The organism is Pseudoalteromonas sp. SWYJZ98 (assembly GCF_015864495.1).
Taxonomy (GTDB): Bacteria; Pseudomonadota; Gammaproteobacteria; order Enterobacterales; family Alteromonadaceae; genus Pseudoalteromonas; species Pseudoalteromonas distincta.
Map to the genome: position 1 here is coordinate 150,184 of NZ_JADYXA010000005.1, position 12,827 is coordinate 163,010.

Genomic DNA, 12,827 nt, shown 5'->3' on the forward strand with positions numbered 1-12,827 from the left:
TGTTACACTTAATTGATAATTCAATTAAAAAAGATGGAATAGCTATGCCCAATAATAAATTTAGACTAGTCACTCGCAGCGATTTTGATGGCTTAGTTTGTGCCGTATTGCTCAAAGACTTAGACCTAATTGACGATATTTTATTTGTTCATCCAAAAGACATGCAAGATGGCAAAATAGACATTACCGAAAACGACATTACGACCAACCTCCCCTACGTTGCAGGCTGTCATATAGCATTCGATCATCACCTTAGCGAAACCGTTCGTAACTCAAGCGACATAAAAAACCATATTATTGACCCAAAAGCCCCATCAGCAGCTCGCGTAGTGTACGACTACTATGGCGGCGCTGAAAAACTTCCCAATATTCCTGTTGAAATGATGGACGCGGTAGACAAAGGTGATGCTGCTCAGTTTTCTAAAGACGAGATATTAAACCCAACAGATTGGGTATTAATGAACTTTATTATGGATGCGCGAACTGGACTTGGCCGTTTTCGCGAGTTTAAAATTTCAAATTACCAATTAATGATGAAACTGATTGATGCGTGTAAAGATCAGAGCATCGAAGAAATCTTACAAATGGAAGACGTAGCCGAGCGTGTTGCTTTATATAACGAGCATAACGAAAAAGCTAAAGAGCAAATTTCTCAATGCGCTACCGTTCATAAAAACTTAGTAGTCCTTGATTTAACTCAAGAAGAAACCATTTACGCCACCAACCGATTTGTTATTTATGCCATGTACCCCGACTGCAATATCTCGATTCATAAAATGTGGGGCCTTAAAAAGCAAAACGTAGTGTATGCCGTTGGTAAATCAATCACTAACCGCAGTTCAAACACCAACGTTGGCGAGCTGTGCTTAAAATATAATGGTGGCGGACATTTAAATGCTGGTACTTGCCAAGTAGAAACAAGTAAATCTGAAGCCGTGCTTAGTGAGTTAATCGATAAAATTACAAGTGATGGTTAATATTAACTTACAATAACCAGAGTCATATAATAGCTCTGGTTATTTTAGTAGAGTGAGTTTTAATCACTCTTTTTCATATAAATTTCTGTAATCATAAAAAATAATGACCTCATGTTAGATACTAAAAACTTCGAAAAAACACTTTATCAAGATACCAAAAAAGCGTTTAAAAACATTATACAAAAATACGGTAACGATCTTTATGTAATGGGCTTTTACCACACAGGTAGCTACTCACTACTTCCAATGTTTAATACCTTATCGGATTTAAAAAAAATATTTGAAGAAGAGTACGGCAATGATGTAAGTAGTTTCTACATGGCTAAATGGAATCCAGAAGACTACCCCACGCTTGAGGATTATTCCGAATACTTTGATGAAACAACTCTAGAGTGTCAAAAACTAGAAAACAGCATTGATTTGTTTCAATCAGATATAGAAGCAATGGATAATTGGCATCAATGGCTTACAACCATGGAGAAAGTGCTCATACAATTAGATACCGAAGGAATATTTTCAAATGGTATCGAACGCGAAAAAATTACTTTAGCAATACTCGCCTATGATGAAGAAGAAAGTATTCAATTTAAAAGAATCAAACGACTTAACCCACCAGCTGTTCTAGCACAAATTCAAACTGACTTTGAAGCCATGATTACAGAGCGTGAAGAATACGAAAAAGAAGCTTCAAGCGCCTTTAATTAAAAAAGCGCAACACGACTACATATACGCTATACACAAAGTATAAGGAAGGGAGTTAAAATATAACTCATTGATTTAATTGGTAGCCCCTGCAAGAATCGAACTTGCAACTGCCCCTTAGGAGGGGGCCGTTATATCCATTTAACTAAGAGGCCACAAATAAGCTGTGTGCTTAGAGGTGTGAATTATAACGGCATCTGGTTTTTTATATCAAGCGACAACTGAACTTAATTACTTGATAAGTATATATCTTCTTTATTTAGTACATAAATTGGGATTAGTTTTCGACTACTCGCGACGATTTTTTTTGTATGCGCGTTAATTACACGTGTATTTACAACAACAGCATCACTGCGATAAATTAATGTACCCGCTAATACATGGCTCGCCATTTGCTCTTCGCTAAGCTTTTCAATATCACGCGAGAAAGCAAAATCACCACGGCTATTTACATCTATTGTTTGGGTTGTTTTAAAATCAACCACGCCATAACCAAACTTTTGTAACTGATGAATTAACGTTTCAGAAATTTGATTACCCAATTGGTTGCTTTTAGTAAGCGATGAATCAAGATCTACTAAGGTAGTAACGGCAATATTAATATTGGTGTCGGTATCACTTTCAAATTCAAGCGTATCAACCAGATCAAGTGCCATTTGCTCTACATAGTTAGCAAGTGTTTTATGGTGCTTAAGTGGTGTGAACTGCTGAGATGGATCGTATTCAACTTGCGATTGTATTGCTTGATTGTTATAAGCAACATTAAGCTGATCATTACCACCGTTTACTGTGTAATCTGTTCGTGTTGTGTTTTCGTTATGCTCATTATTTTGCGTCATTGAGCAGCCTGTTAACCCAATTAAAGTAGTAAATCCAACGATAGTAATTAGTATATACGACATAGTTAGCCTCACTTGCTTGCTTGCTTAAGCATTATGCCATCAGTGCGGTAGTTACTATTAAGTGCATCAACAACTGACTGCGGAATAAAACCTTGCGCAGTGCCTACTACGGCTTTGCTTTGCAGCCCAATAATACGTGCATTTACAAGGACTCCTCCTTGACTACTCACTAATGTTCCAGCGAGTACGTATTTAAAGTTTTGATCTTGGTTAAGCTCTAAATAATCTCGACTAAATACAAAGTCTCCTTCAGGTGTAACACGCATGTAGTCGGTTGTTTTAAAGTCAATAACGGGTATACCAAAATTATGTAGCTCGTGCATAAAACTTTCGGATATTTGATTACCCAGTAAACTACTATCATTAAAATCATCATCTAAAAATACAAAACTTGAAACAGCTAATGGTGTTTTTCCATTAACATATTGCAGGTTTTCAACCATGTCTTGCATTATTCCGCGTACATAATGATTTATGTTCTTTCGCATTGGCGGAGTCGGCTTAGTATGACTATTTTTTTGAGCAAAGTGCGATTGAAATAAACGGTCATTGGATACTGGATCTGCAACATCACGCTGATTATTAACGAGTTGCATTGTTTGGTTATTATTTTGAACCTGGGCCTCGTCTGTACCTGTATTCATACCACTTAGTATATGCGAACAGCCAAAGCCCAGAGGTAAGCATAATGTAATTAATAGGTTTTTCATTTTGTGCTCCAAATTAGTATTCGCTTCGGTATAAAAGTCCGTCACGCTGCTGAATTTTCTCATTGCCCCACATTACATTAATTGGGATCTCGGTACTTCCCGCAGAGAGCACCTGTTTATTTTCTATATTCACAAGCCGTGCATTAACTATGTATGCATGCTGCTGGCGAGTCACTGTTCCTGTGATAACTAAGTCAATATTTTGGCGATTACGTAATTTACTTAAATCGCGACTTAAAATACTGTCTGAGTTTTCTGATAAAGAGAGGTTATTCCCAAGTCTGTACTCAACGGTGTGATAACCCAGTTGAGTAAATTGTGTAAGCAGACTTTCTTGGATCTGCTGACTTAAGCCTGAGGCCTGCCCTGTCACTAATTTAGTATCTAGTGCATCTGCATAAAAGAAGCTACTAACGCCAACACGTGCATTAGCATTTAAGGCTCCATTTAGGTGGTTAAGTTGCGAAGTTAAATTAACTACATAATCATTAACCGTAAAAGGAGCCATGGCCGCTTTAGATGCATTTGTAGGCACACTTGGTTCTGGTGGTGGCACCAAGTTACAAGCAGCTAAATTTAAAAATAATAAAGGCAGTAAAAGGCGCATAATTGCCATCCTCTTCAAAACATACTGAGGATGAAGCAATTTGTATGCCTATATCGTACTTCTGTAAGGTTGTTGAACATAATAGCTAACAAAACATGTTACTTGTTGCTTTATAAGGGCTAAACAATCACTTTTTGCGTCCGCTGAATTACTATAAGCACCTAACTTCAATCGATAAAAAGTTGTGTTATTAACACTTACGGTTTCTACATTTATCTCAGTGGGTGAGATAATATTTTGTGGTATTTTTTATTGGAATTCGCTGAGCTTCTTTTGCAATGCATTTTTATTTTTAAAAGCGGCAATTTGTAAAGCAAACAATGCCGTGTGGGTTTTTAATATGCTTTCGTTATTAACTTCATCATTTACACGAGTATTTAGAGCATCAGAATCATTTAGTTGTTTTAGATTAGTAGCAAGCTGCGTTAATTTATTTTCTAACTTGAGTAGCTCCTCTACTTTTGGTTGAGAGCTTTCCCATTGTGCCGCAGAGATTTTGAGCTGCTCTAAATCAGACTTTTCAATAAGAATCGGTTGCGGGGTTGCTTGAGTCACTTTAACTTGTTGAGATGAGTTACATGCAGATAAAACAAGTACACCCATTAGCATCATGCATTCTAAACTCCATTTTAATAACATTTAACTTCCCTAAAATGACGTTGTTTAGGGGGTTATTTATCCCCTAAACGTATTAAATTATGAAGGGTGTATTTTATGGATAAACAATTTTTAAGCAAGTTTATTAACTACAGCCTTACTGGCTTATCGGTGTAGTTACTTACTATGCAATCGAGTTTATACAGCTTGAATACGTTACAGTCTGCTTTTGCATTTTTAAAGTTTTGGTAAGAGCCAAGTTTTAGCCTGTAAAACATTTTGTCGTTTATTTTGGCGGTTTCTACGTTAGTCAATATTTTGTCTCTAAACAACGGTGCTGCTTTAGTATTTAGCTCTTGCCATGCTTTAGCCACACCTTGCTCTGAGTCAACCGAAGCTACCTGCAAAGCAAATACATGTTTTGGTTTATTTAATTTTACAGCTTGTTTTTTATTGCTGTAGTTTTGCTTAACTTGTTGGCGTGATTTAACATTACGTGTGTTTCGAGGTGAGCGTACAGACTTGCTGCTATACCCTTGATTAGACTGCGCAATAGCTTTGCTGTTTATAATATCAATATGATTTACGAGGTAAGTTATTTCTTTTTCTAATCTTAAAATTCGCTCTATACCTTCGCGTGCTTGTTGCCACTGCATTGCAGCATCTTTTAGCTGAGCAAGCTCCAAGGCTGTAATTGAGACGTAGTCAGGCGAGTTATTTTGAGGTTGTTCGTCAATAGTTTTTATTTCAGGCGTAACGCTGCATGCTGTGCCAAATAAAAGCATTAGCAAGCTAAGTAAAAGCCCAATGTTATTTTTTTTATATATAAACATGTATTTGCTGTCCTGAAAGCAGTGTTTTCACTACATTTCAGTTAAACATTCTCACAAGAAAGCGTTTAACTTTATTTAAGCTGTGAGCTATAAAACTTAGCTCTTCGCATGCTTGTCAGTGTTTTATAAAACACAACGTTGCATACTCCCACCCTTCCTTGAGAGCATTATTTAATACAAATTCAATGCCAGTTAACACAAACTTTACAACACAAATAACAATATGTCTGTAATGACTTAAAAAATTTTATTTTTAGAGAGGCCCCTTTCTTATTTTATTCTAGGGCCTGTTGACCTTTCAGGATTAAAATTTGTTCAATCTAGGGGCCATTTAATCGCGGCGCGAGGTTTGTAACCTAGTGGGCTCGGTAACTGCTCCTGCGTTACCCTACTGGCTTACATCCATGTAAGAATAAGTAAAAACCGAGTAAAGCTTCCGCGTCCTGCTCACGCCCCTTACCTACATCCATGTAGGCAACAAAGAGTAAATTGCCCCGAGGCAGAACCCTTCGGGCAGCGCATGTTTGGCATCTATGCTACGTTATCGCCTATTTATGGGGAATAACCACACTACATAGGCTCTGCCTTGCCTAAATACCAAACAGCCTGCTGAAAATTTAACCTCGAAAGATAAACAGGCCTTGATAAAACTCATAAAAAAGGCGCCGATATAGGCGCCTTTCATGATTTACATTAACTGTTAAATCAGTTTTTTAATAAATGACTTTAATTCATCAGCAAATTCATCGCGACGAAGTGCAAATTCAATAGTTGCTTTTAAATAACCAATTTTACTTCCACAATCGTGGCTACGGCCTTTTATAGCGTATGCATCTACTTTTTCGTGTTCCATTAACATCGCAATTGCGTCAGTTAATTGAATTTCATTGCCTGCTCCTTGCGGAGTTTTTGCAAGTAACGGCCATATGTTTTCGCTTAATACGTATCGACCCACTACAGCTAAGTTAGATGGTGCTTCGTCTACTGGCGGTTTTTCTACCATATTAAAGATTGCTGAGCTTTCACCTTGCTTTAGGTCAACATCGCCTAAATCAACCACACCAAACTTATCTACTTCATCCATTGGTACTGGCTCAACCATTATTTGGCTATGCTTGTTTTGCTCAAAATTAGCGATCATTTCTGCTAAGTTATCTTTTTTAAGATCGCTCTCTACATCATCAATAATTACATCAGGTAGAATAACTACAAACGGTTCGTTACCAATAATAGGCGCAGCACAACTAATAGCATGGCCTAAGCCTTTTGCTTCACCTTGGCGTACGTGAATAATGGTTACGTCTTTAGGGCAGATTGCTTGCACTTCGGCAAGTAGTTGCCGCTTTACACGCTTTTCTAAAGTAGCTTCTAGTTCAAAGCTCGTATCGAAGTGATTTTCGATTGAATTTTTACTTGAGTGAGTTACTAACACTATTTCTTTAATGCCTGCAGCAACGGCTTCGTTTACTACATATTGAATTAAAGGACGGTCTACCACTGGCAGCATTTCTTTAGGAATTGCTTTAGTGGCTGGTAACATACGAGTACCAAGGCCTGCTACTGGGATCACTGCTTTCATTTTATGTTTTCCTTAATCTTTTATTATACTGAAAATGGATATTGAATCGCTTCATGGCATTGATAGCCTGTTACTTCAAAGTCGTCTCGTGTTACCCACGTTTCTATGTCTTTTAATGATTTAATTTCTGGATTAATCTTTAACTGAGGTGAATCAAATGGCTCACGCGTTAACTGCACGTCTCGCATCAGTTCAAGTTGGTTTTCGTAAATATGTGCATTAGCAATTTTATGATACGCCTTACCCGCTTTGTGGCCGGTAATTTGAGCCACTAACGCAAGCAACACAAAACACTGAATTTGATTAAAATTAAGGCCAAGTGGCACATCACAGCTTCGCTGGTATGACGTTAAATATAGCGTATCACCAAGTAAGGAGAAAGTGTGTGTATGCATACACGGGCGCAGGCAACCAAGCTCAAACTCACCTGGATTATAAAACGTGATTATTTCACCACGGTCATCAATGCCATTTTTTAAGTTATTAATAACTTTGGAAAGCTGATCAAGCGTTGAGCCATCTGGTCGTTGCCAACCACGACCTTGTACGCCGTAAACACGCCCCATGTCATCCTCACCTTTACGGTTAGGATTATTAAGCCATGCATTGTTATCGTTTGCGTTAGCATCCCACGTTTTACAGCCAATTTCACGAAATTGCGCAGCGCTGTCGTACCCGCGTAAATAGCCTAGCAATTCAGCAATCGCGGCTTTGTAATAACTTTTGCGTGTAGTGATCATCGGAAACTGATTATTAGCCACATCGTATTCTAAATCAGCATTGATAACGGTTAAACAACGCGTACCTGTACGTTTGTTTTCGACCCACTGCCCTTCGTCAACAATACGCTGACATAATTCTAAATATTGTTTCATGCTTTTCTTATTATGCCTTAGCTGGTGTAACGTGTTGTGGTTTCTTATATGCCCAAATTAATAAGCCTAAACCACCCACTATCATAGGAAGTGAAAGTATTTGCCCCATTGAAATAAAGTCGGCAAATAAACCTAGTTGTGCATCAGGTTGGCGGAAATATTCAATACAGAATCTAAACACGCCGTAACCTAATAAAAACACTCCGGCTACACTGCCTGCTGGGCGCGGTTTTTTAATAAACCATTGCAGGATTAAAAACAGCACTAAGCCTTCAAAAAATGCTTCGTATAATTGCGATGGGTGACGCGCAAGCGGACCGCCCGTTGGAAATACCATTGCCCATGGCACGTCGGTAACTCGGCCCCATAATTCACCGTTTATAAAGTTACCAATACGCCCAGCCAAAAGCCCTACAGGAACCAGTGGTGCAACAAAATCGCCCACTTGAAGAAGCGACTTTTTACGCGTCCACGAAAAAATTGCGACGGCGGTTATAACGCCAAGTGTTCCACCATGGAACGACATACCACCCTGATCTATCCTAAATAAATACAGTGGGTTTTCTATAAAATAACTAAACTGGTAAAACAATACGTAGCCAATACGCCCACCTAGTATTACCCCTAACATGCCGTAAAACAGTAAATCGCTTACTTGGTCTTTAGTCCAACCCGAATTTGGCTTTGACGCTTGACGATTAGCAAACCACATCGCAAATGCAAAACCTATTAAGTACATTAAGCCATACCAACGTACGCTTAGCGGTCCAACAGAAAAAATAATTGGATCAATTTGAGGAAACTCAAGTGCCATAAAAAATAAACCTTTAGCTAAAAACCATTTTAATTGCGATAACTACAAGCAGCACCGCGAAAACTTTCTTAATTGTATTAACAGGTAAATAGTGAGTTGCTTTGGCGCCAATGGGCGCAACAAACCACGAGGTAATAACAATCCCAAATAATGCAGGTAAATAAACAAACCCGGCAAAACCATGCTCTAAATCGGTAACATGCCAGCCTGCGCTGATGTAACCAATAGAGCCAAATAATGCAATAACAATTCCGCACGCTGCCGCGCAGCCAATTGCTTTTTTTATATCAACCGAAAAATAATTAAGCATCGGTACTATTAAAGCACCACCGCCAATACCAATTAAACCTGATAATCCGCCCATTATTGCAGAAAACCCACCTAAAATAGGACCTGACGGTAACGGTTTATCTGACATCGGTTTATTACGCGCGGATAGCACCATTCTTGCTGCAATAAATACAACACTTATAGCAAATACTGTACGTAATATTTGTTCAGGGATTAAACTTGCTGCAAAGCCACTAATAAGTGCACCTAAAGCCACACCCGACATAACCCATGGGGCAATATCCCAAGGCACGTTATCATTTTTATGATGAGCCAGCGCTGAAGACGTTGAAGTAAATAAAATAGAAGCGAGTGAGGTTGCAATAGCAATTACTAATACATGATCAGCCGACGTTACATTAAATGAGAGTAGCAGAGTGCTTAGTACTGGAACGATAATTAAACCGCCACCAATGCCTAGTAATCCAGCTAAAAACCCAACAATACAGCCTAGTAGTGCGCAGCTTGCGACTAACAAACCTAAGTCATACATAGTAATCTCAAATACCCTTTTAAGGTTTATATATTAAAGGATTATAAAACTAATAGCATCTGTGTATTACAATTAATTAAGCGTATAAGCTTATTTAGGAGTGTAAAACAAATCCCCTAATTTATGCTCTAGCATAAAGCTTCGCGTTAAACGAAGTACTTGTTTGGCTGTGGATTGCGCTAAGCATTCACTTAATAGTTGCTCCATGTCACTGACATTCAAACGCCTAAGAACCCATTTAACTTTATTAAGTGATGATAAGTTCATACTAAGGCGTCTGTAACCCATGGCAATAAGCAAAATAGCACCTTCAGGATCGCCGCCTAGTTCACCACACAAACTAAATGGCAGTTCATATTGCTCACATTCGCGCGCTACTTTATTTAGCACCCTGAGTACGCCCGGGTGATAAGGGCTAAAAAGTTCGGCAACTCGTGCATTAGCCCTGTCTACTGCTAATAAATACTGTGTTAAATCGTTACTACCTACTGAGCAAAAATCGACTTTTTTTGACCACTCAGGAAGCATAAATACACTTGAAGGTACCTCTAGCATTATACCTATGTCGGGTCTTTCTATTGTTTGCTCTGGGTATTTTTCACTTAACTCAAAATAAGCCTGTTCAAATAACGCAAGTGACTCATCAACTTCTTCAGTACCGCTGATCATAGGGAGCATTATTTTTAGATTGCCTAAACCAATATTTGCTTTAAGCATCGCTTTTAATTGATCTAAAAATAACTCTGGGTGATCAAGGCTGATACGAATACCACGCCAGCCTAAAAATGGGTTTTCTTCGGTAATGTTAAAGTAATCGAGTACCTTATCGCCTCCAATATCCAATGTACGCATAACCACAGGATTAGGGTGATAGCTAGTTAGTACTTCCCGATACCAGTTTTCTTGCTCTAATTGCGAAGGAAACTGACCTTTTTGCATAAACCACGCTTCGGTTCGATAAAGCCCCACTCCGTCACAAATATGCGCGCTACTTTGCTCGGTATTAAGCTCAAGGCCTGCGTTTAATAATAAGCTAACATGCTCACCGTCAAGCGTAATTGATTCTGAATCTTGCTCTGCTAAAAAGCGGTTATTAAGTAGGTTATCTTGATGCTGTAACTCTGTGTATTCATCCATCAACATTTGCGAAGGCGATATATATAAACGCCCAGCAAATGCATCTAAAATCATCGGTTTACCATTAAACTGCAGTAGAGGTAAATCTTCTATACCCCAAATGGCAGGGATCCCCATCGCACGCGTTAATATAGAAGCATGGCTATTTGCAGAGCCATTTACGCTTACAACGCCTGTTAAGTGACCTTTTGGCACCTCAGCTAGCATGGCGGGTGTTAAGGTATTAGCAATTAAAATAGTGTTGGCCGGATAATTTTTAACAGCGTGCTCGGTATTTACAAGATGGTGTAATACGCGAAGACCAATGTCTTTAACGTCAACAGCACGCTCTTTTATATAAGGGTCTTGCATGGCATTAAATTGAGATATTAAACGCTCTATTACAATTTTTAGGGCGCTTTTAGCACACCAGCCTTCTTGTAATTGCATTTCAACATTATGCCCTAAACTTTTAGCGTCAAGCAGTTGTTGATACACATCAAATACCGCAAGAGCTTCGTGCGGAATAGAATCGCTTAGCGTCATAGATAGGGTATTAAATTCTTTGCGCGTTGCAGCTACAGCTTGTGTAAACAAACGGCGCTGCTCAGTAACGTCACTGTCTTTTAAAAGCTCAATAGATTTAAAATCGAGTTTTGGTAATACAACAAATGCTTGCCCTATACCTATTCCAGGCGCGCTCGATACGCCTTTTAAAACAGACGTTTGATGAGATGACTCATCTTGGCGGAGTATTTCTTTAATTTCAGCATGCGCTAACTGTGAAGCAAGCTGGGCAGAAAGCGTTATTAAAAACGACTCTTCGTCTTGGCTAAATACACGTGCCATTTTTTGTTGAACAACAATAACGCCCAGTACTTTTTTTTGATGAACAACGGGTACAGATAAAAAAGCGTTGTAGCCTTCTTCATTTACTTCGGGGGAGAGCTTAAAGCGAGGATGTGATTTAGCAAATGCAATATTAATAGGTTCTTCGCGTTGTGCTACTAGGCCCACTAAGCCTTCGGTAAACCCAATTCTAAACTTACCCACCGCATCAGGATTTAACCCTTCGGTAGCCATAAGTACAAAATTGTCTTGGCTGTAATCTGCAAAATAAATGGAGCAGCACTGGGTTTTCATGGCATCTTTAACCATTTGCACAAAGCACACTAATGCGCTGTCTAAATTCGCTTGTCGCGATACAGACTCCGCAATAGATCTCAGTGTAGCCAGCATACCCTGCTCCTTTATTGTATCGAGAAATTACTACCTTTTACTCCGCCAATGATCTTTATGTTGTTCTCTCTTATTAAAAGGCATGGCGAAAGGAGCAAACTCTTTCATTACTCGTCGATAAACATCCCGTTTAAACGATACAACCTGTCTTACAGGATACCAATAACTTACCCAGCGCCAATCATCAAACTCTGGATGATGGGTTTTAAGTAAATTTACATCTTCGTCTTTACAGCGTAATTTTAGTAAAAACCATTTTTGTTTTTGCCCAATACACACCGGACTAGAGTCTCGGCGGATTAATCGTTTGGGTAATTTATAGCGTAACCAATGTTTTGAGCTTGCGACTATTTCTACATCTTCTGGTCGCAACCCTACTTCTTCGTGTAATTCACGGTACATGGTTTGTTCTGCAGTTTCGCCATCATCAACACCACCTTGGGGAAATTGCCAAGAGTGTTGACCATAACGTCTGGCCCAAAAAACCTGTCCCTGATTATTGCAAATCACAATTCCGACATTGGCACGAAAACCTTCGGCATCAATCACCTTAGTGCCTCATTTGTAAGTCGATTTTTAATGATTGTTCCACATTAGCCGCAATACGGCAAATACTATTATACCCAAGCCAATTAGTGAGCTAAGTTTGAGCGTTTAGTATGTTGATAAATTAATAGAGAATAGGTAAATATTTAGAAAATAACTCAGCAAAGCTATTGCGGTTCTTGTTTTCCTCTAGTTACTCACAGTTTGTGCATAACTTTTGTAAAACACGCTCATTTTGCAAACAAATCCACAATATTAGATCTTAAAACTTAGCTTCTCCACAGATTCTGTGGATAAACATGTTCATATAGTTGTATTTATCCTTACAACTTTTAAATGGCTTAATCAAAACTGAACGTGCACATTTAAAAAAACCTGCAGAGTCAGTAACTTAAAGTAAAGTAGCTTAATTTCAATATGTGCAAAATTAACACAAACAACAAGCGAGCAAAAAACGTACAACCCTAAAGATATCCACGGCTTAGCCTATTTGCTATCATGGCTATG

The 12,827-nt window shown here is 38.7% G+C and carries 14 protein-coding genes and 1 tRNA gene; 2 read left to right on the forward strand and 13 right to left on the reverse strand.

Features of this window, described 5'->3' with window-relative positions:
• Positions 1-44 precede the first annotated feature (44 nt).
• A complete protein-coding gene (locus tag I6F10_RS06095; RefSeq protein WP_197098615.1) occupies positions 45-977 on the forward strand; it encodes an exopolyphosphatase in 933 nt (310 codons plus the stop codon).
• A gap of 111 nt (positions 978-1,088) precedes the next feature.
• Positions 1,089-1,682: a DUF4303 domain-containing protein gene (locus I6F10_RS06100; protein WP_197098616.1), complete on the forward strand. Its 594-nt coding sequence runs from the start codon at positions 1,089-1,091 to the stop codon at positions 1,680-1,682.
• 77 nt (positions 1,683-1,759) lie between these two features.
• Here the strand turns inward: I6F10_RS06100 and I6F10_RS06105 are convergent.
• The 13 genes from I6F10_RS06105 to rppH form a co-directional block, all read right to left on the reverse strand.
• Positions 1,760-1,834, reverse strand: a tRNA-Arg gene (locus tag I6F10_RS06105).
• A 72-nt stretch (positions 1,835-1,906) separates the two neighbouring features.
• Positions 1,907-2,581 carry a FlgO family outer membrane protein gene (locus I6F10_RS06110; RefSeq protein WP_197098617.1) on the reverse strand — a complete coding sequence of 225 codons (675 nt, stop codon included), beginning with the start codon at positions 2,579-2,581 and terminating at the stop codon, positions 1,907-1,909.
• An 8-nt stretch (positions 2,582-2,589) separates the two neighbouring features.
• The gene (locus tag I6F10_RS06115; RefSeq protein ID WP_197098618.1) at positions 2,590-3,291 is read right to left on the reverse strand and encodes a FlgO family outer membrane protein; all 702 of its coding nucleotides are present in this window, start codon (positions 3,289-3,291) and stop codon (positions 2,590-2,592) included.
• Positions 3,292-3,304: 13 nt separating this feature from the next.
• Complete coding sequence (locus I6F10_RS06120) at positions 3,305-3,898, reverse strand: FlgO family outer membrane protein (RefSeq protein WP_197098619.1); 594 nt, start codon at positions 3,896-3,898, stop codon at positions 3,305-3,307.
• 48 nt (positions 3,899-3,946) lie between these two features.
• Positions 3,947-4,144 (reverse strand): SPOR domain-containing protein, encoded by a 198-nt coding sequence (locus I6F10_RS06125; protein WP_331461821.1) that lies wholly within the window; start codon positions 4,142-4,144, stop codon positions 3,947-3,949.
• Between the two features lie 3 nt (positions 4,145-4,147).
• The gene (locus I6F10_RS06130) at positions 4,148-4,537 is read right to left on the reverse strand and encodes a hypothetical protein (protein WP_197098620.1); all 390 of its coding nucleotides are present in this window, start codon (positions 4,535-4,537) and stop codon (positions 4,148-4,150) included.
• Between the two features lie 107 nt (positions 4,538-4,644).
• Positions 4,645-5,328 carry an SPOR domain-containing protein gene (locus I6F10_RS06135; protein WP_197098621.1) on the reverse strand — a complete coding sequence of 228 codons (684 nt, stop codon included), beginning with the start codon at positions 5,326-5,328 and terminating at the stop codon, positions 4,645-4,647.
• A 700-nt stretch (positions 5,329-6,028) separates the two neighbouring features.
• Positions 6,029-6,907: a UTP--glucose-1-phosphate uridylyltransferase GalU gene (gene galU / locus I6F10_RS06140; RefSeq protein ID WP_024594910.1), complete on the reverse strand. Its 879-nt coding sequence runs from the start codon at positions 6,905-6,907 to the stop codon at positions 6,029-6,031.
• A gap of 23 nt (positions 6,908-6,930) precedes the next feature.
• Complete coding sequence (locus I6F10_RS06145) at positions 6,931-7,782, reverse strand: thymidylate synthase (protein ID WP_165742738.1); 852 nt, start codon at positions 7,780-7,782, stop codon at positions 6,931-6,933.
• A 10-nt stretch (positions 7,783-7,792) separates the two neighbouring features.
• The gene (gene lgt, locus I6F10_RS06150) at positions 7,793-8,596 is read right to left on the reverse strand and encodes a prolipoprotein diacylglyceryl transferase (RefSeq protein ID WP_165742739.1); all 804 of its coding nucleotides are present in this window, start codon (positions 8,594-8,596) and stop codon (positions 7,793-7,795) included.
• 13 nt (positions 8,597-8,609) lie between these two features.
• On the reverse strand, positions 8,610-9,419 hold the full coding sequence (locus I6F10_RS06155; protein WP_165742740.1) for a sulfite exporter TauE/SafE family protein: 810 nt from the start codon (positions 9,417-9,419) through the stop codon (positions 8,610-8,612).
• A gap of 90 nt (positions 9,420-9,509) precedes the next feature.
• Positions 9,510-11,774: a phosphoenolpyruvate--protein phosphotransferase gene (ptsP, locus tag I6F10_RS06160; RefSeq protein WP_165742741.1), complete on the reverse strand. Its 2,265-nt coding sequence runs from the start codon at positions 11,772-11,774 to the stop codon at positions 9,510-9,512.
• A gap of 30 nt (positions 11,775-11,804) precedes the next feature.
• Entirely contained in the window at positions 11,805-12,323 is a 519-nt protein-coding gene (rppH, locus tag I6F10_RS06165; RefSeq protein WP_002958704.1) for an RNA pyrophosphohydrolase, read from the reverse strand.
• Positions 12,324-12,827: the final 504 nt, after the last annotated feature.

What these genes read in the sequence shown, in the direction of transcription:
- I6F10_RS06095 (WP_197098615.1), top strand. Translation starts at nt 45, where the DNA reads ATGCCCAATAATAAATTTAGACTAGTCACTCGCAGCGATTTTGATGGC.
- I6F10_RS06100 (WP_197098616.1), top strand. Translation starts at nt 1,089, where the DNA reads ATGTTAGATACTAAAAACTTCGAAAAAACACTTTATCAAGATACCAAA.
- I6F10_RS06110 (WP_197098617.1), bottom strand. Translation starts at nt 2,581, where the DNA reads ATGTCGTATATACTAATTACTATCGTTGGATTTACTACTTTAATTGGG.
- I6F10_RS06115 (WP_197098618.1), bottom strand. Translation starts at nt 3,291, where the DNA reads ATGAAAAACCTATTAATTACATTATGCTTACCTCTGGGCTTTGGCTGT.
- I6F10_RS06120 (WP_197098619.1), bottom strand. Translation starts at nt 3,898, where the DNA reads ATGCGCCTTTTACTGCCTTTATTATTTTTAAATTTAGCTGCTTGTAAC.
- I6F10_RS06130 (WP_197098620.1), bottom strand. Translation starts at nt 4,537, where the DNA reads ATGTTATTAAAATGGAGTTTAGAATGCATGATGCTAATGGGTGTACTT.
- I6F10_RS06135 (WP_197098621.1), bottom strand. Translation starts at nt 5,328, where the DNA reads ATGTTTATATATAAAAAAAATAACATTGGGCTTTTACTTAGCTTGCTA.
- galU (WP_024594910.1), bottom strand. Translation starts at nt 6,907, where the DNA reads ATGAAAGCAGTGATCCCAGTAGCAGGCCTTGGTACTCGTATGTTACCA.
- I6F10_RS06145 (WP_165742738.1), bottom strand. Translation starts at nt 7,782, where the DNA reads ATGAAACAATATTTAGAATTATGTCAGCGTATTGTTGACGAAGGGCAG.
- lgt (WP_165742739.1), bottom strand. Translation starts at nt 8,596, where the DNA reads ATGGCACTTGAGTTTCCTCAAATTGATCCAATTATTTTTTCTGTTGGA.
- I6F10_RS06155 (WP_165742740.1), bottom strand. Translation starts at nt 9,419, where the DNA reads ATGTATGACTTAGGTTTGTTAGTCGCAAGCTGCGCACTACTAGGCTGT.
- ptsP (WP_165742741.1), bottom strand. Translation starts at nt 11,774, where the DNA reads ATGCTGGCTACACTGAGATCTATTGCGGAGTCTGTATCGCGACAAGCG.